17 protein-coding genes are annotated in these 22,179 nt (G+C 73.5%); 13 read left to right on the top strand and 4 right to left on the bottom strand.

All coding sequences use genetic code 11. The features are described 5' to 3' along the window. Nucleotides 1-60: 60 nt before the first annotated feature. On the top strand, nt 61-552 hold the full coding sequence (locus tag ACZ573_RS22630) for a MarR family winged helix-turn-helix transcriptional regulator (RefSeq protein WP_301371090.1): 492 nt from the start codon (nt 61-63) through the stop codon (nt 550-552). Nucleotides 553-699: 147 nt separating this feature from the next. On the opposite strand, the gene ACZ573_RS22625 is transcribed toward ACZ573_RS22630, so the two are convergent. After that, complete coding sequence (locus ACZ573_RS22625) at nt 700-939, bottom strand: hypothetical protein (protein ID WP_301371088.1); 240 nt, start codon at nt 937-939, stop codon at nt 700-702. 20 nt (nt 940-959) lie between these two features. Then, nucleotides 960-2,987: a 4-alpha-glucanotransferase gene (locus ACZ573_RS22620; RefSeq protein WP_471306926.1), complete on the bottom strand. Its 2,028-nt coding sequence runs from the start codon at nt 2,985-2,987 to the stop codon at nt 960-962. 214 nt (nt 2,988-3,201) lie between these two features. On the opposite strand from ACZ573_RS22620, the gene ACZ573_RS22615 reads away from it, so the two are divergent. Beyond that, nucleotides 3,202-6,204, top strand: coding sequence for a beta-N-acetylglucosaminidase domain-containing protein (locus ACZ573_RS22615; protein WP_471306924.1), 3,003 nt, complete (start codon nt 3,202-3,204; stop codon nt 6,202-6,204). Nucleotides 6,205-6,372: 168 nt separating this feature from the next. On the opposite strand, the gene ACZ573_RS22610 is transcribed toward ACZ573_RS22615, so the two are convergent. Then, on the bottom strand, nt 6,373-6,909 hold the full coding sequence (locus tag ACZ573_RS22610; protein WP_301371082.1) for an HNH endonuclease: 537 nt from the start codon (nt 6,907-6,909) through the stop codon (nt 6,373-6,375). A 285-nt stretch (nt 6,910-7,194) separates the two neighbouring features. Between ACZ573_RS22610 and ACZ573_RS22605 the strand changes: the two genes are divergently transcribed. The 10 genes from ACZ573_RS22605 (at nt 7,195) to ACZ573_RS22560 (ending at nt 19,333) form a co-directional block, all read left to right on the top strand. Further along, nucleotides 7,195-8,277, top strand: a complete 1,083-nt coding sequence (locus tag ACZ573_RS22605) for a mechanosensitive ion channel family protein (protein WP_471306922.1) — start codon at nt 7,195-7,197, stop codon at nt 8,275-8,277. A 190-nt stretch (nt 8,278-8,467) separates the two neighbouring features. Beyond that, a complete protein-coding gene (locus tag ACZ573_RS22600) occupies nt 8,468-9,697 on the top strand; it encodes an ROK family transcriptional regulator (protein ID WP_471306920.1) in 1,230 nt (409 codons plus the stop codon). Between the two features lie 130 nt (nt 9,698-9,827). Next, complete coding sequence (locus ACZ573_RS22595) at nt 9,828-11,162, top strand: ABC transporter substrate-binding protein (protein ID WP_471306918.1); 1,335 nt, start codon at nt 9,828-9,830, stop codon at nt 11,160-11,162. 4 nt (nt 11,163-11,166) lie between these two features. Further along, nucleotides 11,167-12,111, top strand: coding sequence for a carbohydrate ABC transporter permease (locus tag ACZ573_RS22590; RefSeq protein WP_471306917.1), 945 nt, complete (start codon nt 11,167-11,169; stop codon nt 12,109-12,111). Next, nucleotides 12,108-12,962: a carbohydrate ABC transporter permease gene (locus ACZ573_RS22585; protein WP_402695055.1), complete on the top strand. Its 855-nt coding sequence runs from the start codon at nt 12,108-12,110 to the stop codon at nt 12,960-12,962. The genes ACZ573_RS22590 and ACZ573_RS22585 overlap by 4 nt, the downstream gene beginning before the upstream one ends. Before the next feature lie 5 nt (nt 12,963-12,967). Next, entirely contained in the window at nt 12,968-14,233 is a 1,266-nt protein-coding gene (locus ACZ573_RS22580; RefSeq protein WP_471306915.1) for a 6-phospho-beta-glucosidase, read from the top strand. Further along, entirely contained in the window at nt 14,224-15,213 is a 990-nt protein-coding gene (locus ACZ573_RS22575; protein ID WP_471306913.1) for an N-acetylglucosamine kinase, read from the top strand. The genes ACZ573_RS22580 and ACZ573_RS22575 overlap by 10 nt, the downstream gene beginning before the upstream one ends. A gap of 207 nt (nt 15,214-15,420) precedes the next feature. Continuing rightward, nucleotides 15,421-16,830, top strand: coding sequence for a hypothetical protein (locus tag ACZ573_RS22570; protein WP_471306911.1), 1,410 nt, complete (start codon nt 15,421-15,423; stop codon nt 16,828-16,830). A 152-nt stretch (nt 16,831-16,982) separates the two neighbouring features. Continuing rightward, complete coding sequence (locus ACZ573_RS22565; protein ID WP_471307151.1) at nt 16,983-17,933, top strand: glutamate ABC transporter substrate-binding protein; 951 nt, start codon at nt 16,983-16,985, stop codon at nt 17,931-17,933. A 110-nt stretch (nt 17,934-18,043) separates the two neighbouring features. Next, nucleotides 18,044-19,333: a coiled-coil domain-containing protein gene (locus ACZ573_RS22560; protein WP_471306909.1), complete on the top strand. Its 1,290-nt coding sequence runs from the start codon at nt 18,044-18,046 to the stop codon at nt 19,331-19,333. 70 nt (nt 19,334-19,403) lie between these two features. Here the strand turns inward: ACZ573_RS22560 and ACZ573_RS22555 are convergent, their stop codons facing one another. Further along, complete coding sequence (locus tag ACZ573_RS22555; protein ID WP_471306907.1) at nt 19,404-19,730, bottom strand: hypothetical protein; 327 nt, start codon at nt 19,728-19,730, stop codon at nt 19,404-19,406. Between the two features lie 10 nt (nt 19,731-19,740). Between ACZ573_RS22555 and ACZ573_RS22550 the strand changes: the two genes are divergently transcribed. Then, nucleotides 19,741-22,179 carry a serine/threonine-protein kinase gene (locus tag ACZ573_RS22550; RefSeq protein ID WP_471306905.1) on the top strand — a complete coding sequence of 813 codons (2,439 nt, stop codon included), beginning with the start codon at nt 19,741-19,743 and terminating at the stop codon, nt 22,177-22,179.

The following is a 22,179-nucleotide window of genomic DNA, read 5'->3' as shown; positions in this document are numbered from 1 at the left end:
GCTACTTACCGTCAAGCAACTTTCTTGCGAACGATCTCGGGAAGGCCGGATACTGCGCACATGAGTGACGACAAGGACGCAGTGGACGCGATCACGGCCCAGTGGTTCGCCGTGCGCCCCGACCTGGAAACGGCCCCCATGGCCGTCTTCGGACGCATCTACCGGATCGCCAAGGGCATGGGCGACGCGATGGAGCAGTGCTACGCGCGCTTCGGCATCTCGCGCGGCGAGTTCGACGTCGTGGCCACGCTGCGCCGGTCGGGCGCCCCGTACACGCTCTCGCCCCGGCAGCTCTCGGCCACCCTCATGCTCACCACGGGCGGCATGACAGGGCGTCTGGACAAGCTGGAGAAGGCCGGACTGCTCTGCCGCAAGCCCGATCCGCACGACCGGCGGGGACTCCAGGTGACGATCACCGACCGCGGCCTCGCGCTCATCGACGAGGCCGTCAGCGCCGGTCTGGAGGTGCAGCGCGCCGCGCTCACCGGGCTGACCGACGACGAGATCGCCGTACTCACCGGCCTGCTCCGCCGGCTCCTGGCCGCCGTCTGAGGACGCCGGGGGCTCCGAGGGCCCAGAGAGGGCCCTGAGGGCACGACAAGGCGCCGGGGGTCGTCGCACGGCCGGATCGAATCGGCGGTGCGGACCCCCGGCGCCCGGGAAAGTCTGCTGGTCCCGGCCCCGTGGGGCCGGACCGGATCAGGCCTGCTTCGGCTTGCGGTCCGACTTGTCGAGGACCATCACGAGACCGATGATCGCCAGGAAAATGGCGATGGGCAGGGCCACGTACAGGCCGACCGTCTCGCCGACGCTCAGGCCCGGACCCGGGTCGTCACCGTCGTCGCGGGTGAGCGCGAGGGCGGGAGACGTCATCAGCAGCATCATCAGCGCGGTTCCGGCCGTGACGGCGCCGGCGCGCAGAGCGTTCTTCTTGTCCACGGTGCAAACGTAGCGAACACCTAAACGGGGCGCGCGCCCGGGGGTGCCGTACGAGGCCGTGCGCCCTCCCCCACCGCGCTCAGCAGGGCGTTCGCCCGGGGCGAGGACACCAGCTCCTCCAGGGTCAGCGGCCGCCCCGCGGCATCGGCGACCGGCAGCCGCCAATTGGGGTACTGGTCCCAGGTGCCCGGCAGGTTCTGCGGCCGCCGGTCCCCCACCGCGTCCGGCAGCCATACGCCGACCAGCCGCGCGGGGGTGCGCAGCAGGAAGGCGTACAGGGCCCGTACGGCGGCCTCCTCGCCCTTGGTGTCCAGCCCCAGCCCGTCCAGCAGCTCCAGCCACTCGGCCGTGTCGGCGGCGTCCTGGGCGCGCTCCAGCTCGGCCGGGCGGGTCAGCAGGCCGAGCCGGTCCCGCAGTTCCACATGGCCCCCGGCGAGTTTGGCCGCCGTGGGCGGCAGGTCGTGCGTGGTGACGGTGGCCAGGCAGTCGGCCCGCCAGGCCTGCGGGGCCAGCGGGTCCCCGGCGCCGTCCCAGTCCCGCTCGAACCAGAGCACCGAGGTGCCGAGCACCCCGCGCCGGGCCAGTTCCTGACGGACCCGCGGCTCCACCGTCCCGAGGTCCTCGCCGATGACCAGCGCGCCCGCCCGGTGGGCCTCCAGGACCAGGATCGCCAGCATGGCCTCGCCGTCGTAGCTGACGTACGCGCCCTCCGCGGGCGAGGTCCCCTCCGGGATCCACCAGAGCCGGAACAGACCCATCACGTGGTCGATCCGCAGGGCGCCCGCGTAGCGGAACACCCCGCGCAGCAGGGACCGGAAGGGGGCGTAGCGGGTGGCGGCCAGCACGTCCGGGCGCCACGGCGGCAGCCCCCAGTCCTGGCCGCGCGCGTTGAAGGCGTCCGGCGGGGCCCCGACCGAGATGTGCCGGGCGTAGCAGGGTGACCCGGAGACGTCGGAACCCTGCGGGTGCACCCCGACGGCGAGGTCGTGGACGATGCCGACCGTCATGCCGGCCTCGCGGGCGGCCCGCTGCGCGGCGGCGAGCTGGCCGTCCGTCAGCCAGACCAGCCAGCGGTGGAAGTCGGCCCGCTCCATCGGGTCCTCCGCTCCCGCGTGCCCGGCACACCAGGTGGCGTGCACGTCCAGCGGGACGCCCTGTTCGGCGCAGAACGCCAGGTAGGCGGCTTCGCGCTCGGGGGTGCGGGGGACGGCGTACAGCAGCTCCAGGGCGGACCGCTTGAGTTCCCAGACGGCGTCGCGGTCGATGAGCGCGCCCTTCTCCAGGACCTGGCGGCGCAGTTCCCCGCCGCGGGCGGCGAGGTCGTCCAGGGCTTGTCGGTCGGGGCAGTCGGCGTATTCGGGGACGTCCTCGATCCGCAGGTGGACCGGGTCCGGGAAGCGCCGCGAGGACGGCCGGTACGGGGAGGGGTCGGTCGGGGCCCCGGGCACGGCCGCGTGCAGCGGGTTGACCTGGATGAACCCTGCGCCATGGGTACGGCCCGCCCAGCGGGCGAGTTCCGCCAGGTCGCCGAGGTCGCCCATGCCCCAGGAGCGCTCGGAGAGCAGGGAGTAGAGCTGGACGAGCAGCCCGTGGGCCCGCTCGGGCGCGGCCGGGGCCCGCTCCGGGGCCACGACCAGGGTGGCCTCGGCGCTGCGCCCGTCGGGTGCCTCGGCGATGAGCCGGTGGATGCCCAGCGGCAGTGCGGGGCCCCACGCGTGCACCTCCCCTGTCTCCTCCGCCACCACCCGCACCCGGGTGCCGGGGGGCACCCCTGCGGGCTCCGGAGCCACCCGTTCCCCCTGCCAGAGCACCACCGTGGGCGGCAGCAGCCGCCCGGCCGCCTCCCGTGCGGCGGACTCGGCGGACACCCGGATGCTCGCCGCGTCGTCGGTGACCACCCCCAGCAGCGCGAGTACAGCCTTGACGGTGGCCTCCGGTACCGGGACGGTGACGTCCGCGGCGGGCCGGTAGTCGGTGGCGACTCCGTACTGGGCAGCGAGCCGGGCCAGGTCGTCCATCTGCGGGCGCTCCTTCGTGCGTGCGGGCATCAGGGCATGAGGATGAGTCAGATGATGGGGGCACAAGGGTGGTTCACAAGGGTGGGACGCCGCCGGGGAACACCGCGTCCATACCCACTCGGAGGCACCGCATTCCTGCCGCATCCGGGGCAGATCACCCACCCGCATTGACACTCCAGCCGCACGGATGGTGGGCTCAGGCTCATTCGTACGAGTGGGGGACGTTTCGGGACGAGGAGGCTCCGTGCAGCTCAGGGGTAGGAGGCGGAACACCGCCGCCGCTCTGGCGGTGATCGGCACGCTGCTGGGCGGTGCCGTGTCCTCCGCGCCACCCGGGACCTTCGCGGCGCCCACCACACCGGACAGACCGGCGCCCGGAGCGGGCCCCGGAGCTGCCCCCGTGTCCAACGCGGCCGGGCCGATGCTCGACCCGGGAGCCGACACCCCCCGGGCGGCCTCCGAGGGGCCCGCCGTGTGGCCCCGGCCGCAGTCGATGGCCGCCGATCCGGCGCGCGAGCTGCCCCTGGGCACCGAGGCCGTCCTGGTCGCCGCGGCCGACGCCGATCCGTACGCCGTCCGGGTGGTGCGGGACGCCCTGCGCGCGGCGGGCGTGAAGACCGTCCACGAGCCGGCCCCCGGCGCCCCGCTGCCCGCACGGGGCACCGTCGTACGGCTCCAGGACACGGACGCGGAGCAAGCGCTGCGGGCGCTGGGCGCGGCCGCGCCGTCGGACCTGCCGGTCGGGGGCTACCGGCTGGCCGCGGGCCGCCACGCCGGCCGGGACACGATCGCGCTGGCCGGCATAGGCACGGAAGGACTCTTCCACGCGGCGCAGACGCTGCGCCAACTCCTCGCCGCGGGCGGCGGGAAGATGCCCGGGGTGCTGGTGCGGGACTGGCCGGCCGCGCCGGTGCGCGGGATCACCGAGGGCTTCTACGGGCAGCCGTGGACCCAGCAACAGCGCCTCGCACAGCTGGACTTCATGGGGCGCACCAAGCAGAACCGGCTGCTCGTCGCCCCCGGCGACGACCCGTACCGCACGACGGGCTGGCGCCAGGACTACCCGCAGGAGCAGCAGGCGGAATTCCGCGCGCTGGCCGAACGGGCCCGCGCCAACCAGGTCGTCCTGGCCTGGGCGGTGACCCCCGGACAGTCGATGTGCCTGTCCTCGGAGGCCGACCGGGCGGCGCTCGCGCGCAAGCTGGACGCGATGTGGGACCTCGGCTTCCGCGCCTTCCAGGTGCAGTTCCAGGACGTCAGCTACACGGAGTGGGGCTGCAAGGCCGACCGGGAGCGGTACGGGAAGGGCCCGGCGGCGGCCGCGAAGGCGCACGCGGAGGTCGCGGGCGGACTGGCCGCGCACCTGGCCGCCCGGTATCCGGGGGCGCCCGCGCTGTCGCTGCTGCCGACGGAGTACTACCAGGAGGGCACCACCACCTACCGGACGGCCCTGGCGGGCGCGCTGGACCCGCGGGTGGAGGTGGCCTGGACGGGCGTGGGCGTGGTGCCGCGCACGATCACGGGCAAGGAGCTGGCCGGCGCGCGCGCCGCCCTCGGGCATCCGCTGATCACCATGGACAACTACCCGGTGAACGACTGGGATCCGGGCCGGATCTTCCTCGGCCCGTACGCGGGCCGCGAGCCGGCGGTCGCGGGCGGTTCGGCGGCGCTGCTGGCCAACGCGATGCCGCAGGGCACCCTGTCGCGGATCCCGCTGTTCACGGCGGCGGACTTCGCGTGGAACCCGCGCGGCTACCGGCCCGGCGAGTCCTGGGCGGCGGCGGTACGGGAGCTGACGGGTGCCGACCCGCGCACGCGCCAGGCGGTGGCGGCGCTCGCCGGGAACACCGCGTCGTCCGGGCTCAAGCAGGAGGAGTCGGCGTATCTGAAGCCGCTCGTCGAGCAGTTCTGGAAGGCCCGCGCCGCGGGCGACCCGGCGGCCGGGACCGAGCTGCGCAAGGCGTTCACGGTCCTGCGCGAGGCCAAGGACCGGCTGCCGGCCCTGTCGGGCGAGGCGGGTCCCTGGCTGGACCGCCTGGCGCGCTACGGGGCGGCGGGCGAGCTGGCGGTGGACGTCCTGCAGGCCCAGGCCCGCGGGGACGGGACGGCCGCATGGCAGGCCTCCCGGGCCCTGACCGAGGTCCGGGCGGCGCTGGCGCAGCCGGGATCGGCCCGGGTGGACAAGGCCGTCCTGGAGCCCTTCCTGACGAAGGCGGTGGCCGAGGCCGACGCCTGGACCGGCGCCACCCGCGAGACCGGCACGGTGACGAAGGAGGCCGGGGCCTGGACCGTACGGCTGGACGCCCCGCGCCCGTTGTCGGCGGTGACCGTGATGACCGACCCGCTCCCCGCCGGGGCGCGGGGCGCCGTGGTGGAGGCCCACGTACCCGGCGAGGGCTGGCGCAAGGTCGCCGACGCCGCGGCCTCGGGCTGGACCCAGGTGGAGACGGCGGGGCTGAGCGCGGACGCGGTGCGCCTGTCCTGGGCCGGGTCCGGGTCCGCGCCCGCGGTGCACCAGGTGGTGCCGTGGTTCGGGGACGGCCCGCGGGCCCGCTTCGAGCTGGCGGACGGGGCCGCGGCCGACGCCGAGATCGGCGGCGCGGCCCAGCGGGTCTCGGCGCAGCTGTCCGCGCTGGGTCCCGGTGAGGTCCGCGGACCGCTGTCGGCGCGGCCGCCGGCGGGCATCGAGGTCCGCCTTCCGCAGACGGCGGTGGCCCCGCGGGGCGGCCAGGTGTCGATCCCGCTGGAGGTCAGCGTCGCCGCGGGCACCCGGCCGGGCAGCTATCAGGTGCCGGTGACCTTCGACGGGGAGTCACGCACCCTGACGGTGCGTGCGGTGGCCCGTACCGGCGGTCCCGATCTGCTGCGGACCGCGCGGGCGACCTCCTCGGCGAACGAGACCCCCGACTTCCCGGCCTCGGCGGCCGTGGACGGCTCCGCGGCCACGCGCTGGTCGTCGCCGGCGGTGGACGGCGCGTGGTGGCGGGCGGAACTGCCCGCCCCGGCGCGGGTGGGCCGCCTCGAACTGCACTGGCAGGACGCGTACCCGTCGGCGTACCGGGTGGAGACCTCCGCGGACGGGGTGACCTGGCGCCCGGCGGCAGCCGTGAAGGCCTCCCGGGGTGGCCACGAGTCGCTCCGGATGGACGCCCCGGACACCCGTTTCCTGCGGATCACGTGCGAGACCCGCGCGACGCGGTACGGCTGCTCCCTCTGGTCGGCGGAGGCCTACGCGGTCACCCCGTAGCCCGCCCGTCCAGCCCCGCGGGGTCCGGGGCGGAGCCCCGCTCCTCCAGCCCCGCCGGCGTTTGAAGCGCGGGGTCCGGGGCGGAGCCCCGGGAGGCAGGGCCGCAGGTCACCGACGGGCGCAACCCCAAACGGAACCGGCGGCCCTGCGGGAGCAACCCGGCGGGAGCTAACTGGCCGCGACCCCGATCCGGTCCAGCGCGTCCTCGGCCCCGTACGGCTGGAGATACGGCATCCACCGCGGATCCCGGTGCCCCGTGCCGATGATCCGCCACGCCAGCCCGGACGGCGGGGCCGGCTGGTGGCGCAGCCGCCAGCCGAGCTCCAGCAGGTGCCGGTCGGCCTTGACGTGGTTGCACCGGCGGCATGCGGCGACGACGTTGTCCCAGGCGTGCTGGCCGCCCCGGCTGCGCGGAATGACGTGGTCGACGCTGGTGGCGACGGCGCCGCAGTACATGCAGCGTCCGCCGTCCCGCGCGAACAGGGCGCGCCGGGTGAGTGGAACGGGCCCCCGGTAGGGGACCCGCACGAAGCGCTTGAGCCGTACCACGCTGGGCGCGGGGACGACCCTTGTCGCGCTGTGCAGATAGGCGCCGGATTCCTCCAGGGAGACTGCTTTGTTCTCCAGGACGAGGACGAGCGCGCGGCGGAGCGGTACGACGCCGAGGGGCTCGTACGACGCGTTGAGGACCAGGACGTGCGGCACGGACTGCCTCCTTGTACGTCGGCGGCGCGTGGCTCGCGCCGGGACGATCTGCTCTCCAGTCTCTCCTTAGGGCTGGTCGAAACGCCACCACTCGCCCGTAACGGGTCCGAGGTGTTTTCAACCACAGTCAGTCATCCCCAGGTGAGTCTGGTCTCTCCCTCGAACACGGCACCAAGGTGAAGGGATTGCCCCGTTAGTGTGGACGTTCTGTCCCGCATATCCCCGGATCCGTCCGGGGGTCCCCCCGGTTCCGCGGGCAGACCGCTACACCTGGAGGTTCCCGTCGTGCCCTGGCCCGCCGCCCTGCTGCCGCTGGCAGCCGACGTTCCGGACGCGCCCGCATCGGTCAAGGAGGCGCAGGAGAGCGTCACCGAGGCCGCCAGCTTCATCGAGCAGAACTGGGCCACCTGGCTGAGCATCGGCCTGCGGATCCTGCTGATCGTCGTGATAGCGGCGGTGATCCGCTCGGCGGTCCGCAAGGCACTGACCAAGCTCATAACGCGGATGAACACCAGCGCCGAGGCCGTGGAGGGCACCGCTCTGGGCGGGCTGCTGGTCAATGCGGAGCGCCGGCGCCAGCGTTCGGAGGCGATCGGCTCGGTGCTCCGGTCGGTGGCCTCGTTCCTGATCCTCGGTACGGCCGCGCTGATGGTCCTGGCCGCACTGAAGATCGATCTGGCCCCGCTGCTGGCGAGTGCCGGTGTGGCCGGTGTGGCGATCGGTTTCGGCGCCCGGAACCTGGTGACGGACTTCCTGTCCGGCGTCTTCATGATCATGGAGGACCAGTACGGCGTCGGCGACAAGATCGACGCGGGTGTGGCCTCGGGCGAGGTCATCGAGGTCGGACTGCGCGTGACCAAGCTCCGCGGGGACAACGGCGAGATCTGGTACGTGCGCAACGGCGAGATCAAGCGGATCGGCAACCTCAGCCAGGGCTGGGCGACCGCGGGCGTGGACGTCCAGGTCAAACCGTCGGAGAACCTGTCCCGGATCCGCGAGGTGGTCAAGGAGGTCGCCGACGCCATGGCCAAGGAGTCCCCGTGGGACGAGCGCCTGTGGGGTCCGGTGGAGGTCCTGGGCCTGGACGAGGTGCTGCTCGCCTCGATGACCGTGAAGGTGTCAGCCAAGACCATGCCCGGCCAGCAGTTCGCGGTGGAGCGGGAGCTGCGCTGGCGGATCAAGGAGGCCTTCGACGCCGCGGGCATCCGGATCATCGGCGGAGTGCCGGCGGCCGACGAGGACGAGGAGGTCCCGGCGGACCCGTCGGCCTCGGTCGCCGCGCCGTCCGCCCTCGCGAACCCGGCCTCCCCACAGTCACTGGCCACCGCCCCGATCCCGCCGCCGGCCGGCCCGCGGATCACCAAGTGACCGCATAGCCGGGCAGCCGCGCAGCCGGTTGCCCGCAGGCCGCACGAGCCCCGCTCGCCCCACTGCCCCGCAGGTCATCCGTGAAATGACACGTGAAATGACACAGCCTGCGGGGCAGCGGCATTGACACACTTCAACAGGTGATAGGAAACTTACCTAACAGATCACCTCGGTGAGGGAGAGCCGCTCGATGCCCGCCGCCACGCCCGGAACGCCCAGCCTGTTGCGCGCCATGAACGACCGGGCCGCACTCGAACTCCTGCTGACGCACGGCCCGCTGTCCCGGACCCGCATCGGGCACCTGACCGGGCTGTCCAAGCCCACCGCCTCCCAGCTGCTCGCCCGCCTCGAAGCGGTCGGGCTCGTCGTGGCCACCGGCACGGACGGGGGACGCCCCGGCCCCAGTGCCCAGCTCTACGCGATCAACCCGCGGGCCGCCTACGTCGGCGGTCTCGACGTCACCCCGGAGCGGGTACTGGCGGCCGTCGCCGACCTCACCGGCACGGTGGTCGCCACCCACGAGGTCCCCTACACCGAAGGCGCGGAGGCCGTCGACCAGGTGACCGAAGCCCTCGGCGGGGCCGTCAAGGCCGCCGGACTGCACCGCACCGACCTGCGCCGGGCGGTCATCGGCACGCCGGGCGCCTTCGACCCCCAGACGGGCCGCCTGCGCTACGCCAGCCACCTCCCCGGCTGGCACTCCCCCACCCTCCTGGAGGAACTGGCGGCAGCCCTGCCGATGCCCGTCGAGTACGAGAACGACGTCAACCTCGCCGCCGTCGCCGAACAGCGGCTCGGCGCCGCCCGCGGCCACGAGGACTTCGTGCTGCTCTGGAACGAGGAGGGCCTCGGCGCGGCACTGGTCCTGGGCGGCCGGCTGCACCGCGGCTGGACCGGCGGCGCCGGCGAGGTGGGCTTCCTGCCCGTGCCGGGCCGGCCCCTGGTCCGGCAGGTCACCCGGGCCAATTCCGGCGGGTACCAGGAGCTGGCCGGCGTGGAGGGACTGCCCCGGCTCGCCGCGGAACTGGGCATGGAGCCGGCCGACGCCCCCGGTGCGCCCGAGGCCCCCGGAGCACCCCACGGACCGGAAGTCGCCGCCGCCGTCGCCCTGCTCACGCGGGCCGCCGCCGCCCCCGAGGGGGCGCACCTGCGGTTCCTCCAGTCGTACGCCACCGCGCTGGCCACCGGTCTCGCCTCGGTCGTCGCCGTACTGGACCCGGAGATCGTGGTCCTGTCCGGGGCGGCGATCAGTGCGGGCGGCGAGCCGCTGCGCGCGCTGCTGGAGGCCGAACTCGCCGAACTGGCCCCCTCCCGGCCCCGGCTGGTCCCCGGCGAGGTGCGGGAACGGCCCGTCCTGCACGGCGCGCTGGAGAGCGCGCTGGCCGCCACCCGGGACGAAGTGTTCGACACCTCGGGCTGAACCGCCCGGAGCCCGCCGTCCCCGCCTTCCCCCCTGCACCCCGTATCGGCACGCCCGCACCCGCAGACCCCACCGCCATCCCCACCGGCACCCCCCACGGAAGTTCCTCCCGCAGAGAGCGAGCCCCGCCATGCCCAGAACCGGACGCCTGACCACCGCGACCGCCGTCCTCGCGGCGATATCCGCCCTCGCCACGGCCTGTACGGGCCAGGGCGCGGACACCGCCTCCGACGACCCCAAGGCGGACGTCACCCTCAACTTCTGGCACGGCTGGTCCGCGCCGAGCGAGGCCAAGGCGATCGAGGAGAACATCGCCCGGTTCGAGAAGGCGCACCCGAACATCAAGGTCCAGGTCACCGGCAACATGACCGACGACAAGGTCAACCAGGCGCTGCGGGCGGGCGGGGACAAGGCCCCCGACGTGGTCTCCTCCTTCACCACCGACAGCGTGGGCAAGTTCTGCAACTCCCGCGCCTTCGCCGACCTGAACCCCTTCCTCGCGAAGTCCGGGGTGGACAAGACGAAGGTCTTCCCCAAGACCCTGCTGGAGTACACGCAGTTCGACGGCAACCAGTGCACGCTGCCGCTGCTGCACGACGCGTACGGCCTCGTCTACAACAAGACCGCCTTCGCGGCCGCCGGCATCACCGAACCGCCGAAGACCTGGAGCCAGTTCACCGAGGTCGCGCAGAAACTCACCAAGCTCAAGGGCGACTCGTACGAGCAGGTCGCCCTGATGCCCACCTTCCACGGCTACGAGACGAAGCCGACGCGGCTCGCGGCGCAGTGGGGCGCCACGTACTTCGGCGCCGACGGCAAGTCCAACCTGGCCGCAGACCCGGCCTTCGCCAAGATGCTGACCGCGCAGAAGGACCTGGTGGACAAGCTCGGCGGCTACGAGAAGCTGGAGAGGTTCCGCAACACCTTCGGGGACGAGTGGAGCGCCGAACACCCCTTCCACACCGGCCAGGTGGCCATGCAGATCGACGGCGAGTGGCGGGCCTCGATGGCGAAGGAGGCCGGTGTCGCCTTCGAGATCGGCACCGCCCCGCTGCCCGTCCCCGACGAGCAGGCGGCCGACTACGGCAAGGGCTACCTCTCCGGCACGATCATGGGGATCGCCGCGGGCAGCAAGAAGCAGAACGCCGCCTGGGAGCTGGTCAAGTACATGACGACCGACACCGAGGCGGTGGTGGCCTTCGCCAACGCCATCCACAACATCCCGTCCACGTTCGCCGCCCTGGACTCCCCGGCCCTCCGGGTGACCCCGGAGTTCAAGACCTTCCTCGACATCGCCCGGCACCCGAAGTCCAGCACCACCCCGGCCAAGGCCGACGGCGGCACCTACCAGCTGACCTTCGAGGACTTCGCGTACGGGGTGGAGAAGGGTGACGTGGCCGACATCCCGGCCGGTCTCGCCAAGACCGGCCAGCAGATCGACACGGACATCGCGAAGGCGAAGTAGCCCGATGACCGGCGCCCACCCCCTGCGGTCGAAGCGGCGGCGCTCCGCCCTGCGGACCGCGGCCTTCCTCTCCCCCTGGCTGATCGGCTTCGCCGTCTTCTTCGTCTACCCGCTGCTGTCCACCCTGTACTTCTCCTTCACGCGGTACGACGGCTTCCGGCAGCCCGCCTTCAACGGCCTGGACAACTGGAGCTATGTCTTCACGGACTATCCGCTCTTCTGGCCGGCCATGCGCAACACGCTGTGGCTGGTCCTGGTGATGGTCACCTGCCGGGTCGCCTTCGGCCTCGGCATCGGGCTGCTCATCACGAAGATCAAGACGGGGACCGGGATCTTCCGGACCCTGTTCTACCTGCCCTACCTGGCCCCGCCGGTCGCCGCGACCCTGGCCTTCGTCTTCCTGCTCAACCCCGGCACCGGACCCGTCAACACCCTGCTGGACGCGGTGGGACTGCCCACCCCCGGCTGGTTCACCGACGCCGACTGGTCCAAGCCGGCCCTGACCGCCCTCGCCCTGTGGGGGGTCGGCGACCTGATGGTCATCTTCATGGCCGCGCTGCTCGACGTACCCAAGGAGCAGTACGAGGCCGCGGAGCTGGACGGGGCCGGCGCCTGGGCGCGCTTCCGCCACATCACCCTGCCCAACATCTCGCCGATCATCATGTTCGCCGTCGTCACCGGGGTCATCCAGGCCATGCAGTACTACGCCCAGCCGCTGGTGGCGGGGAAGGTCGCGGCCGGGGTCATCGGCGGCTCGGGCCAGCAGTTCGAGCCGGGCTATCCCGACAAGTCCACCCTGACCCTGCCCCAGCTCGTCTACAACCTCGGGTTCCAGCGCTTCGACTACGGCACCGCGTGTGTCGTCGCGCTCGTCCTGTTCGCCCTCTCCATGGCCTTCACCGCGCTCCTGATGCGGCGCCGTGGCGGTCTGATCGGAGCAGGTGGATGAGCAGCGCGCACACCGGCCGGAGATCCTCCAAGGCGGTACTGCACTGGGTCGGGGTGCACTCGCTCGGCGTGGCCGCCGCCCTCTTCTTCGTCCTCCCCTTCGTCTTCCTCCTCCTCACCTCCCTGATGGGCGACCGGCAGGCGCTGACCCGCGACCTGTGGCCCGACACCTGGGAATGGGGCAACTACGCGAAGGTGTGGCACACCCCGGGCTTCCTGACCTGGTGGCGCAACACGCTCCTGTACGCCGGACTGGGCACCCTGTTGACCGTGGTCTCCTCCGTGCCCGTCGCGTACGCGCTCGCCAAGTTCCGCTTCCGCGGGCGACGGCTCGCGCTGCTCCTCGTGATCGCCATGATGATGCTGCCGCCGCAGGTGGTGGTCATCCCCATGTACCTCTTCTGGGCCAAGCAGCTCGACCTGTCGGGCACCCTGTGGCCGCTGATCGTCCCGATGGCGTTCGGCGACGCCTTCTCCATCTTCCTGCTCCGCCAGTTCCTGCTGACCATCCCCGACGAGTACCTGGACGCGGCCCGGGTCGACGGCTGCGGCGAGGTGCGCACCCTGCTGCGCGTGGTCCTGCCCATGGCCCGGCCCGGGATCGCCGCCGTCGCGCTCTTCCAGTTCTTCTGTGCCTGGAACGACTACTTCGGCCCGCAGATCTACGCCTCCGACAACCCGGCCGCCTGGACCCTCAGTTACGGACTGGAGTCCTTCAAGGGGGCGCACCACACCAACTGGAACCTGACCATGGCCGCGACCGTACTGGTCATGGCACCGGTGATCGTCCTCTTCTTCTTCGCTCAGAAGGCGTTCGTCGAGGGAGTCACCCTGACCGGCGTGAAAGGCTGACGACGATGAAACTCGCAGTGGTGGGCGGCGGTTCCACCTACACCCCCGAACTGATCGACGGGTTCGCACGGCTGCGCGACACCCTGCCCGTCGGCGAGCTCGTGCTGATCGACCCGGCCACCGAGCGGCTGGAGCTGATCGGCGGCCTGGCCCGGCGGATCTTCGCCCGCCAGGGGCACCCGGGCCGCGTCACCACCACCACCGACCTCGATGCGGGCATCGACGGGGCCGACGCCGTCCTGCTCCAGCTGCGGGTCGGCGGACAGGCCGCCCGGCTGCGGGACGAGACCTGGCCGCTGGAGTGCGGCTGCGTCGGCCAGGAGACCACGGGCGCGGGCGGGCTCGCCAAGGCCCTGCGCACGGTCCCGGTGGTCCTCGACATCGCCGAGCGGGTCCGGCGGACCAGCCCGGGCGCGTGGATCATCGACTTCACCAACCCGGTCGGGATCGTCACCCGGGCCCTGCTGCGGGCCGGGCACAAGGCCGTCGGGCTGTGCAACGTCGCCATCGGCCTCCAGCGGAAGTTCGCGGCCCTGCTGGACCTGGCGCCGGCCGACATCCACCTGGACCACGTGGGCCTCAACCACCTCACCTGGGAGCTCGGCGTGCGCCGGGGCGGACCGGACGGCGAGGACCTGCTGGGGACCCTGCTCGCCACGCACGGCGAGGCCGTCGCCGGGGACCTGCGGCTGCCGCGGGCGGTGCTCGACCGGCTCGGCGTCGTGCCCTCGTACTACCTGCGCTACTTCTACGCCCACGACGAGGTCGTCCGGGAGCTCGGGGCCAACCCCTCGCGGGCCGCCGAGGTCGCCGCGATGGAACGCGAACTGCTCGCCCTGTACGGGGATCCCGCGCTCGACGAGAAACCGGCGCTGCTGGCGAAGCGGGGCGGCGCCTTCTACTCCGAAGCCGCCGTGGACCTGGCCGCCTCCCTGCTGGGCGACGGCGGGCCGGCCGTGCAGGTGGTCAACACGTACAACAACGGCACGCTGCCCTTCCTGCCGGACGACGCGGTGATCGAGGTGCAGGCCCGCGTCGACGGATCCGGCCCCGTCCCGCTCGCGGTGCCCCGGCTGGACCCGCTGTTCTCCGGGCTGATCGCGCACGTGAGCGCGTACGAGGACCTCGCGCTGGACGCGGCCCTGCGCGGCGGGCGCGAGCGGGTCTTCAAGGCACTGCTGGCGCACCCGCTCATCGGGCAGTTCGACCTGGCCGAAGGACTGACCGACCGGCTCCTCGCGCACAACAAGGAGCACCTGCCATGGGCGTGACGCTCCCCTCGGTGCTGGCGATCGACGCGGGCAACAGCAAGACGGACGTGGCGCTCCTCGCCCCGGACGGCTCGGTGCTGTGCTCCGGCCAGGCCGGGGGCTTCCAGCCGCCGCGCACGGGGGTGGCCGCCGCCGTCGACGTGCTGGCCGAGGCGATGGCCGACGCCGGGCTGCGCACGGACCCGGCGGCCGGGCCGCTGGCCGAGCGGGTGTCGGCGTGCCTGGCCAACGCCGACTTCGCGGTGGAGGAGCGGGAGCTGGCGCGGGAGATCGAGCGCCGCGGCTGGGGCCGTGCGACGGCGGTGCACAACGACACCTTCGCGCTGCTGCGCTCCGGGCTGCCGACGGGCGCCGGCCCGTGCGGAGTCGCGGTGGTGTGCGGGGCGGGCATCAACTGTGTCGGGATGACCCCGGACGGGCGGACCGCGCGCTTCCCCGCGGTCGGGCGGATCTCCGGCGACTGGGGCGGCGGGGGCGGACTGGCCGAGGAGGCCCTGTGGTTCGCGGCCCGGGCCGAGGACGGGCGGGGCAGGCCGACGGAACTGGCCCGCGCGCTGCCCGCGTACCTCGGCCACACGTCGATGGCCTCGCTGATCGAGGCGATGCACCTGGGCCGGGTGCCGCACGCGCGGCGGCACGAGCTGACACCGGTGCTGTTCGCGGTGGCGGCCGCCGGGGACCCGGTGGCGCTGTCGCTGGTGCACCGGCAGGCGGACGAGGTGGTGGCCATGGCGTCGGTGGCGCTGGGGCGCCTGGGTCTGCTGGAGCAGGAGGTGCCGGTGGTGCTGGGCGGCAGTGTGCTGGCGGCCGGACACCCGCACCTCAACGACCGGATCGCGGCGGGCCTCGCCGAACGGGCCCCGCGCGCCCGCATCTCCGTCATCACGGCGCCGCCCGTGCTCGGTGCCGGCCTGCTGGGCCTGGACGCCCTCGGGTCCCCGCCCGAGGCCTATGAAAAACTCCGTACCCATTTCGGTTGAACCCGCCCCGGAAGTCCTCCGGTCTGGAACCGTGGCGCCCGTGCGGACGTATTGACGGTGAAGGGGCGGCGAAGGGGGCCCTCAGGGACGGATCGCCCTGGATCCAGCACCGGGTGCTGTGGTCGACCGGCACTACGGCCATACTGCTGCGCAGGGGGTACCTCCCAGCGTCGGCTGGAGGACGACAGGACCGAGGGGGAGGTCACGGTGGCGATCACATCACGCGCGCCCGCGCCCGGGGGCGGTACTTCCGTGCCGTCCGCCGGGCCGACGGCGCCACCGCCCGTCGGGCCGCCCGGGCGGGGCACCGCCTGGGCCGAGGGCGTGGAGCGGCTGCGCGAGGCGGCGACCACCGAGCCGGGCCGGCTGCGGATCATCGGCGCGGTACTGGCCGCCCTGATCGTGCTGTTCGGCACGGTGAGCGTCTGGGAGATCTCCGACCGGGCCGCGGCCGCCGACGACGTGGTGGGCCGCAGCCAGCCGCTGAGCGCGGACGCGGCGAGCATCTACCGCTCCCTGGCGGACGCCGACACGACCTCCTCCAGCGGGTTCCTGCTGGGGGCCCAGGAGCCGCGCGAGGTCCGCCAGCGGTACGAGAAGGACATCGCCAACGCCTCCAAGCTGCTGGTGAGCGCGGCCGCCAACACCGGTGGCAACGAGGACTCCCGCCGGCAGATCACCGTGCTGAGCGAGCAGCTCCCGCGCTACACCGGTCTGATCGAGCAGGCCCGGGCCACCAACCGGCAGGGCCTGCCGCTGGGCGGCGCCTACCTGCGCTACGCCAACGAGCAGATGACCACCCAGCTGCTGCCCGCCGCGCAGCGGCTGTACGAGTCGGAGACCAAGCGGCTCTACACGGACGACGACGACGCCCGGTCCTGGCCGCTGGCCTCGATCGGGCTGGGCCTGCTCGCGGTCACCGCCCTGGTCTGGGCGCAGCGGCGCAACTACCGGCACACGAACCGGGTCCTCAACCACGGACTGGTGGCCGCGACGGCCGCGTCGGTGGTGGTCCTGCTGTGGCTGACCGTGGGGCACACGGTGGCACGCGCCTCGCTGAGCGAGGCCCGGGCGGACGGGCAGGAGTCGATGAAGGTGCTCAACGACGCGCGGATCGCCTCCCTGCAGGCGCGGGCCGGTGAGAACCTGACCCTGATCGCGCGGGGCGCCGTACTGGCCGAGGACAAGAAGTCCGACAAGTACGACGTGGACTTCACGAACAACATGGAGCAGTTGGACGCCGGACTGGCGACCGCGCTGCGGCTCGCCGACGACGCGGCCGGCCGGGACCCCGTCAGCCGGGCCGCGGACGGCGTGAAGCAGTGGAAGCAGCGGCACACGGCGGCCCGGGAGGCGGACTTGAAGGGGGACTACGAGGCCGCGCTGCCCCTGGTCGTCGGGGACGAGAAGCACAAGGAGAGCAGCGGCGCCGCCTTCGACACGGTGGACGCCTCCCTGGAACAGGCCGTCGCCCACGAGCAGCGGGAGTTCACCCGGTCCGCACAGGACGGGCTCGGCGCGCTGGGCGGTCTGGTGACGGGGGCCGCGGTCCTGGCGGTCATCGGTGCGGCAGCGGCCCTGCTCGGCATCGGCCGCAGGCTTTCGGAGTACAGGTGAGCGCGATGCGGATACGGACGAGGCGGGCCGCCGAAGGTCACGAGAACCACGGGAACCCCACGGGCCGGGCCGGGCGGGCGGCGACCGCGGGCGCGGCCTCCGGCATCCGCCGCGCGGCGGGCCGGCTGCGCGGCTGGGGCGGGGTGAGCGCGATGGCCGTCGCCTGCGCGACGACCGCCGCCGTCGTCCTGCTGCCGCTGGCCCACGCGACGCCCGACACGGGCCGGCCGGTGGTCCGCCGGCCCGCGTCGATGGCTGCGGCCCCGGCCGCGCCCTGGGCCCTCACCGACACCTGCCAGGACCCGGAGGCCAGCCTGCGCCCCTCCGACGTGGACGGCGCGACCATCGCCCGGATCAAGGCGGCCGGCAAGCTCGTCGCCGGCGTGGACCAGAACAGCTTCCGCTGGGGCTACCGCAACCAGACCGCCGAGGGCAGCCGCCTCGACGGCTTCGACATCGACCTGGTGAAGGCCATCGCCAAGGACATCCTGGGCGACGAGAACGCGGTCATCTACCGGGCCATCCCCACCAGTCAGCGCATCCCCGCCCTCCAGGAGGGGCGCGTCGACATCGTCGTACGGACCATGACCATCAACTGCAAGCGGCTGGAGGACGTCGCCTTCTCGACGGCCTACTTCGAGGCCGGGCAGCAGGTGCTGGCGCCCAAGGGATCGCCGATCACCGGGTACGACCCCTCGCTGAAGGACCGGCGGATCTGTTTCGCGGCCGGTTCCACGGCGGAGGCGGCCCTGAAGGCCCAGTCGTACGGCTCGGTGCCGGTCACCGTCGCCAACCAGCTGGACTGCCTGGTGCGGCTGCAGCTGGGCGAGGTCGACGGCATCATCACGGACAACGCCCTCGCGGCCGGTCAGGCCGCACAGGACCCGTCGGTGCGGCTGGTGGGCTCGCCCTTCACCCGCGAGTTCTACGGGGTGGCGATGAACAAGGACGCCTCGGACCTGGTCCGCCGCGTCAACAAGGTGCTGGAGAACTACCGCACGGGTGGTGGTGACAGCCCGTGGATGAAGGCGTACCTCAAGCACCTGCAGCCCGTGCTGCCCGGTGTGACGGCGCCCCCCGCACCCAAGTACCGGGACGGCTGAGGACCGTGACGGTTTCGGACACGGGACCGGGCGCGGGGCAGGATACGGGGACGCACACGGAGGCGGCGGCGGAAGCGGAGGCACAGTCGGTGGAGGCGGGGTCTGCAGTGATGGACCGGGACGACGTCGACCGCGCCCTGGCCCGGCTGGGCGCGGAGCACGAGGCCGTCGAGACCTCGCTGCTAGCCCTCCAGGACCACGCCGGGCGCCGGCTGCTGGAGGGCGCCGCGCTGAGCGGGACCACCAAGGAGCGGTGGACGGCCGCCGACGCGGACATCACCCGGCTGTGGACGTACTTCGACGCCTACAGCGGGGCCCTGACCGCCGCCCGGGAGGTACGGGAGCGGCGCCGCTGGCCGAACCGCGAGGACCTGATCGAGCTGACCGAGCGGCTGCGCGGGCCCGGAGTGCTGATCGCCGGGGCCGGTGCCGAGGGCGTCGCGCTGGCGGAGCGGCTCTCGCTCGCCGAGCTGGTGGCCCGGATGAACGGCCTGTACGCGCGCTCGCTGGATCTGGTGGTCGCCGCCGACGCCGTGTGGTCGGCGCTGCCCGCCCGGATCGACCTGCTCGCCGCCGAGCTGCACCGCACCCGCTCGCTGGCCCGCTCGGTGGGGGTGCGGCCGGGCGAGCACCCCTCGGGCGACGACCTGGAGGACATCACCGCCGAGCTGACGGAGCTGCGCACCCAGGTGATCGCGGACCCGCTGGCGTTCTGGCTGCCGGCGACGGGCAGTTCCGCGCCCGGCGGCGGCCGTCCGGACACCGGGCGCTACGACCGGGCCGCGCTCGCGCTGGAGGACGTACGCCGCGAGATCGAGGCGGTGCTGGACGTACGGCAGGACGCCGAGCAGCGGCTGATCGCCCTGCGGGACGTGCTCTCGCGGGCCGACCGGACCCTGGCGGAGGCGCGGACCGCGCGCGGCGAGGTGCTGGCGAAGATCGCCGCGTCCGAGGTGCCCGCGGTGAGCGGCCCTCCCACAGTGCTCCAGGAGCAGCTCGCGGCGGCGGCCGAACACCGGCGCCAGGCGCGCTGGCACCGGCTCTCGCCGCTGCTGGAATCTCTGGAGGAGCGCGCCGAGGAGGAACTGCGGCGGGCCCGTGAATCGTTGACCGCGGTGACGGCGCCCCTGGCCGTACGGGCCGAGCTGCGCGGGCGGCTCGACGCGTACAAGGCGAAGGTGGCCCGTCACGGGATGGCGGAGGACCCCCTGCTGATCGAGCGGTACGACACCGCCCGGCGGATGCTGTGGAGCGCGCCCTGCGACCTGCGGGCCGCCGAACAGGCCGTCCTGCGCTACCAGCAGGCGACGGCGGAAGCGCTGACGCCGCCCCAGGACCGGACCGAACCACCACGACACCAGGAACAGCGGCCCGACGGGCCCGGGGAGGAGGACGCATGAGCCTGATCGGAACCGCCTGCGTTCGTCCCGGCTGTCCGGGGGCGTACGAGGACATGGGCGGCGGCGAGGTCTACTGCGACACGTGCGGGCTGGCGCCGGTCGGCTCGGTCGCGGCGGGCGCGGACGAGCTGGTGTCGCCGCCGACGGGGATGACGAGCGCGGCCCGCGGCTCCCTGGGCTCCGGCGGGTCCCGTGGCTCGATGGGGTCGCAGGGCTCCCACGGCTCGGCGCGGTCCTCGGCCTCGGCAGGGTCCTCCCGGTCCTCCTCCTCGCGCCGCTCGGTGTCCGGGAGGCTGTCGCGCTCGGTGTCGGGGACGACCTCCACCCGTTCGGTGTCGGTGCGCAGTTCGGGCTCGGCGGCCTCGGGCCGCAGCCGGCTGGGCGCCGGTCTGGTCAACGTGCCGGAGGTGCCGCGTCCGAATCCCTCGACCGCGGTCCTGGAGAACCCGGAGGTGCCGGAGCGCAAGCGGTTCTGCTCGCGCTCGGACTGCGGGGCTCCGGTGGGCCGCTCCCGGGGCGACCGGCCGGGGCGGACGGAAGGGTTCTGCACCAAGTGCGGTCACCCGTACTCCTTCGTGCCCAAGCTGCGCTCCGGTGATGTGGTGCGCGGCCAGTACGAGGTGGCGGGCTGCCTCGCGCACGGCGGTCTCGGCTGGGTGTACCTGGCGGTGGACCGGGCGGTCGCGGACCGGTGGGTGGTGCTCAAGGGCCTGCTGGACACCGGGGACCAGGACGCGATGGAGGCCGCGATATCGGAGCGGCGCTTCCTCGCGGAGATCGAGCACTCCAACATCGTGCGGATCTACAACTTCGTGGAACACCTGGACCAGCGGACCGGCTCGCTGGACGGGTACATCGTCATGGAGTACGTCGGTGGCAAGTCGCTGAAGGAGATCGCGAACGAGCGGCGCCGGCCGGACGGGCGGCGCGACCCGCTGCCGGTGGAGCAGGCGTGCGCCTACGGCATCGAGGCGCTGGAGGCGCTGGGCCACCTGCACAGCAGGAACCTCCTGTACTGCGACTTCAAGGTCGACAACGCGATCCAGCAGCAGGACCAGCTGAAGCTGATCGACATGGGCGCGGTCCGGCGGATGGACGACGCCGAGTCGGCCATCTACGGCACGGTGGGCTACCAGGCCCCCGAGGTCGCGGAGCTGGGCCCCTCGGTCGCCTCCGACCTCTACACGGTGGCGCGGACGCTGGCCGTGCTGACCTTCGACTTCCAGGGCTACACGAATGTGTTCGTGGATTCGCTGCCGGATCCGGAGCACATCGAGGTGTTCCGGCGGTACGAGTCCTTCTACCGGCTGCTGGTCCGGGCCACCGATCCGGACCCGGGGCGGCGGTTCTCGTCCGCGCAGGAGATGGCGGACCAGCTGACGGGCGTGCTGCGGGAGGTGGTCGCCCTGCAGACGGGCCGGCCGCGGCCGCAGCTGTCGACCCTCTTCGGTCCGGAGCTGCGGGTTCCGGATACCCAGCTGTTCGCCGACGCGGCCGACACCGTCGTCTCCCGGCTGGGCTACCGGCCGATCGCCTCCCGGCGGGGCGGCGGCCTGTTCGGGCTCGCCGGCCGCGGCCGGACGGCGGTCGCGGCCGGTAAGCACGCGCCCGGTGCGCACGCACCCGGTGGCGCCGCCCTGCCCGGGGCGGCGGCCACCGGGGCGCTCGGCCCGCAGGGCCGTACCCCCGGCGGCGGCACCCCGCCCGGCGGCACGCCCGTGTCCGGGGCGGCCGGTGGCGGCGCGGCGGGTACGTGGGCGCCCGCGACCGGCGGATCCGGGGCGGGTGTGGCCGGGCTCGGGACCACCGCCACGCGGGTGACGGGCGTGCCGGGTCCGCGACCCGCGCCGCCCGCCGCGGTCCAGGGCGCGGGGGCCGCACCCGCGCCCGTACTCCTGTCCCCGGAGCCGGCTGCCGCGAGAGCGACGACCCTCGACGCCCGCGACACCGCGCTGGCCCTGCCCGTACCGCTGGTGGACGCGTCCGACCCGAACGCCGGTTTCCTGACGGGTCTGCTGGCCTCCGCGCCGGGCGATCTGCTGGGCGCCCTGAGCGCGGCGCCGGCCGATTCGGCCGAGCTGCGGCTGCGGGAGCTGCGGGCCCGCCTGGAGCTGGGCGAACTGGCCGCGGCCGGACACACCCTGGCAGATCTGGAGGCCCGGCATCCGGACGACTGGCGGGTGGTGTGGGCCCGTGGCATCGCCTCGCTGGCCACCGGTGACGACGAGATAGCGGCCCTGTCCTTCGACGCCATCTACGACGCCTTCCCCGGCGAGCCCGCGCCGAAGCTGGCGCTGGCGCTGTGTGCGGAGGTACTGGGCCAGCTGGACAACGCCGCCGAGTACTACCGCCTCGTATGGATCACCGACCCGGGATTCGTGAGCGCGGCCTTCGGGCTGGCCCGCGTCCAGCTGGCCGCCGGGGACCGGGACGCGGCCGTGCGCACACTGGAATCCGTGCCCGAGGCGTCCATCCACTACACCGCCGCGCGGGTGGCGGCCGTACGCGCACGTCTGCGCGACCGGTCCCCGCAGGAGCCGCTGCTGGCCGACCTGGCGGCCGCCGCGGACCAGGTGGAAGCCCTGCGGCGGTTCGGACTGGACCCGGAGCGGCAGGAGCGGCTCGCGACGGAGGTTCTGGGCTCGGCCCTGGACTGGGTACTGTCGGGTAGCCGGGGTTCCGACCCCGGTCGGACCTCGCTGCTCGGCAGTCAACTGGACGAGCGGGGCCTGCGCTTCGGACTGGAGCGCTCGTACCGCGTCCTCGCACGGCTGGCGCGGCGTGGCGAGGAAAGGATCGAACTGGTGGAGCGGGCAAACCGTTTCCGTCCCCGGACGTGGGTGTGA

The organism is Streptomyces sp. NPDC040545 (genome assembly GCF_055595065.1).
The sequence above is the reverse complement of the archived record's forward strand: the minus strand, read 5'-3'. Positions and strand labels throughout refer to the sequence as shown.

Bases quoted from the DNA above. Each gene is read 5' to 3' on its own strand.
- ACZ573_RS22630 (WP_301371090.1), top strand. From the start codon at position 61: ATGAGTGACGACAAGGACGCAGTGGACGCGATCACGGCCCAGTGGTTC.
- ACZ573_RS22620 (WP_471306926.1), bottom strand. From the start codon at position 2,987: ATGCCCGCACGCACGAAGGAGCGCCCGCAGATGGACGACCTGGCCCGG.
- ACZ573_RS22600 (WP_471306920.1), top strand. From the start codon at position 8,468: ATGCCCGCCGCCACGCCCGGAACGCCCAGCCTGTTGCGCGCCATGAAC.
- ACZ573_RS22595 (WP_471306918.1), top strand. From the start codon at position 9,828: ATGCCCAGAACCGGACGCCTGACCACCGCGACCGCCGTCCTCGCGGCG.
- ACZ573_RS22590 (WP_471306917.1), top strand. From the start codon at position 11,167: ATGACCGGCGCCCACCCCCTGCGGTCGAAGCGGCGGCGCTCCGCCCTG.
- ACZ573_RS22585 (WP_402695055.1), top strand. From the start codon at position 12,108: ATGAGCAGCGCGCACACCGGCCGGAGATCCTCCAAGGCGGTACTGCAC.
- ACZ573_RS22580 (WP_471306915.1), top strand. From the start codon at position 12,968: ATGAAACTCGCAGTGGTGGGCGGCGGTTCCACCTACACCCCCGAACTG.
- ACZ573_RS22575 (WP_471306913.1), top strand. From the start codon at position 14,224: ATGGGCGTGACGCTCCCCTCGGTGCTGGCGATCGACGCGGGCAACAGC.
- ACZ573_RS22565 (WP_471307151.1), top strand. From the start codon at position 16,983: ATGGCCGTCGCCTGCGCGACGACCGCCGCCGTCGTCCTGCTGCCGCTG.
- ACZ573_RS22560 (WP_471306909.1), top strand. From the start codon at position 18,044: ATGGACCGGGACGACGTCGACCGCGCCCTGGCCCGGCTGGGCGCGGAG.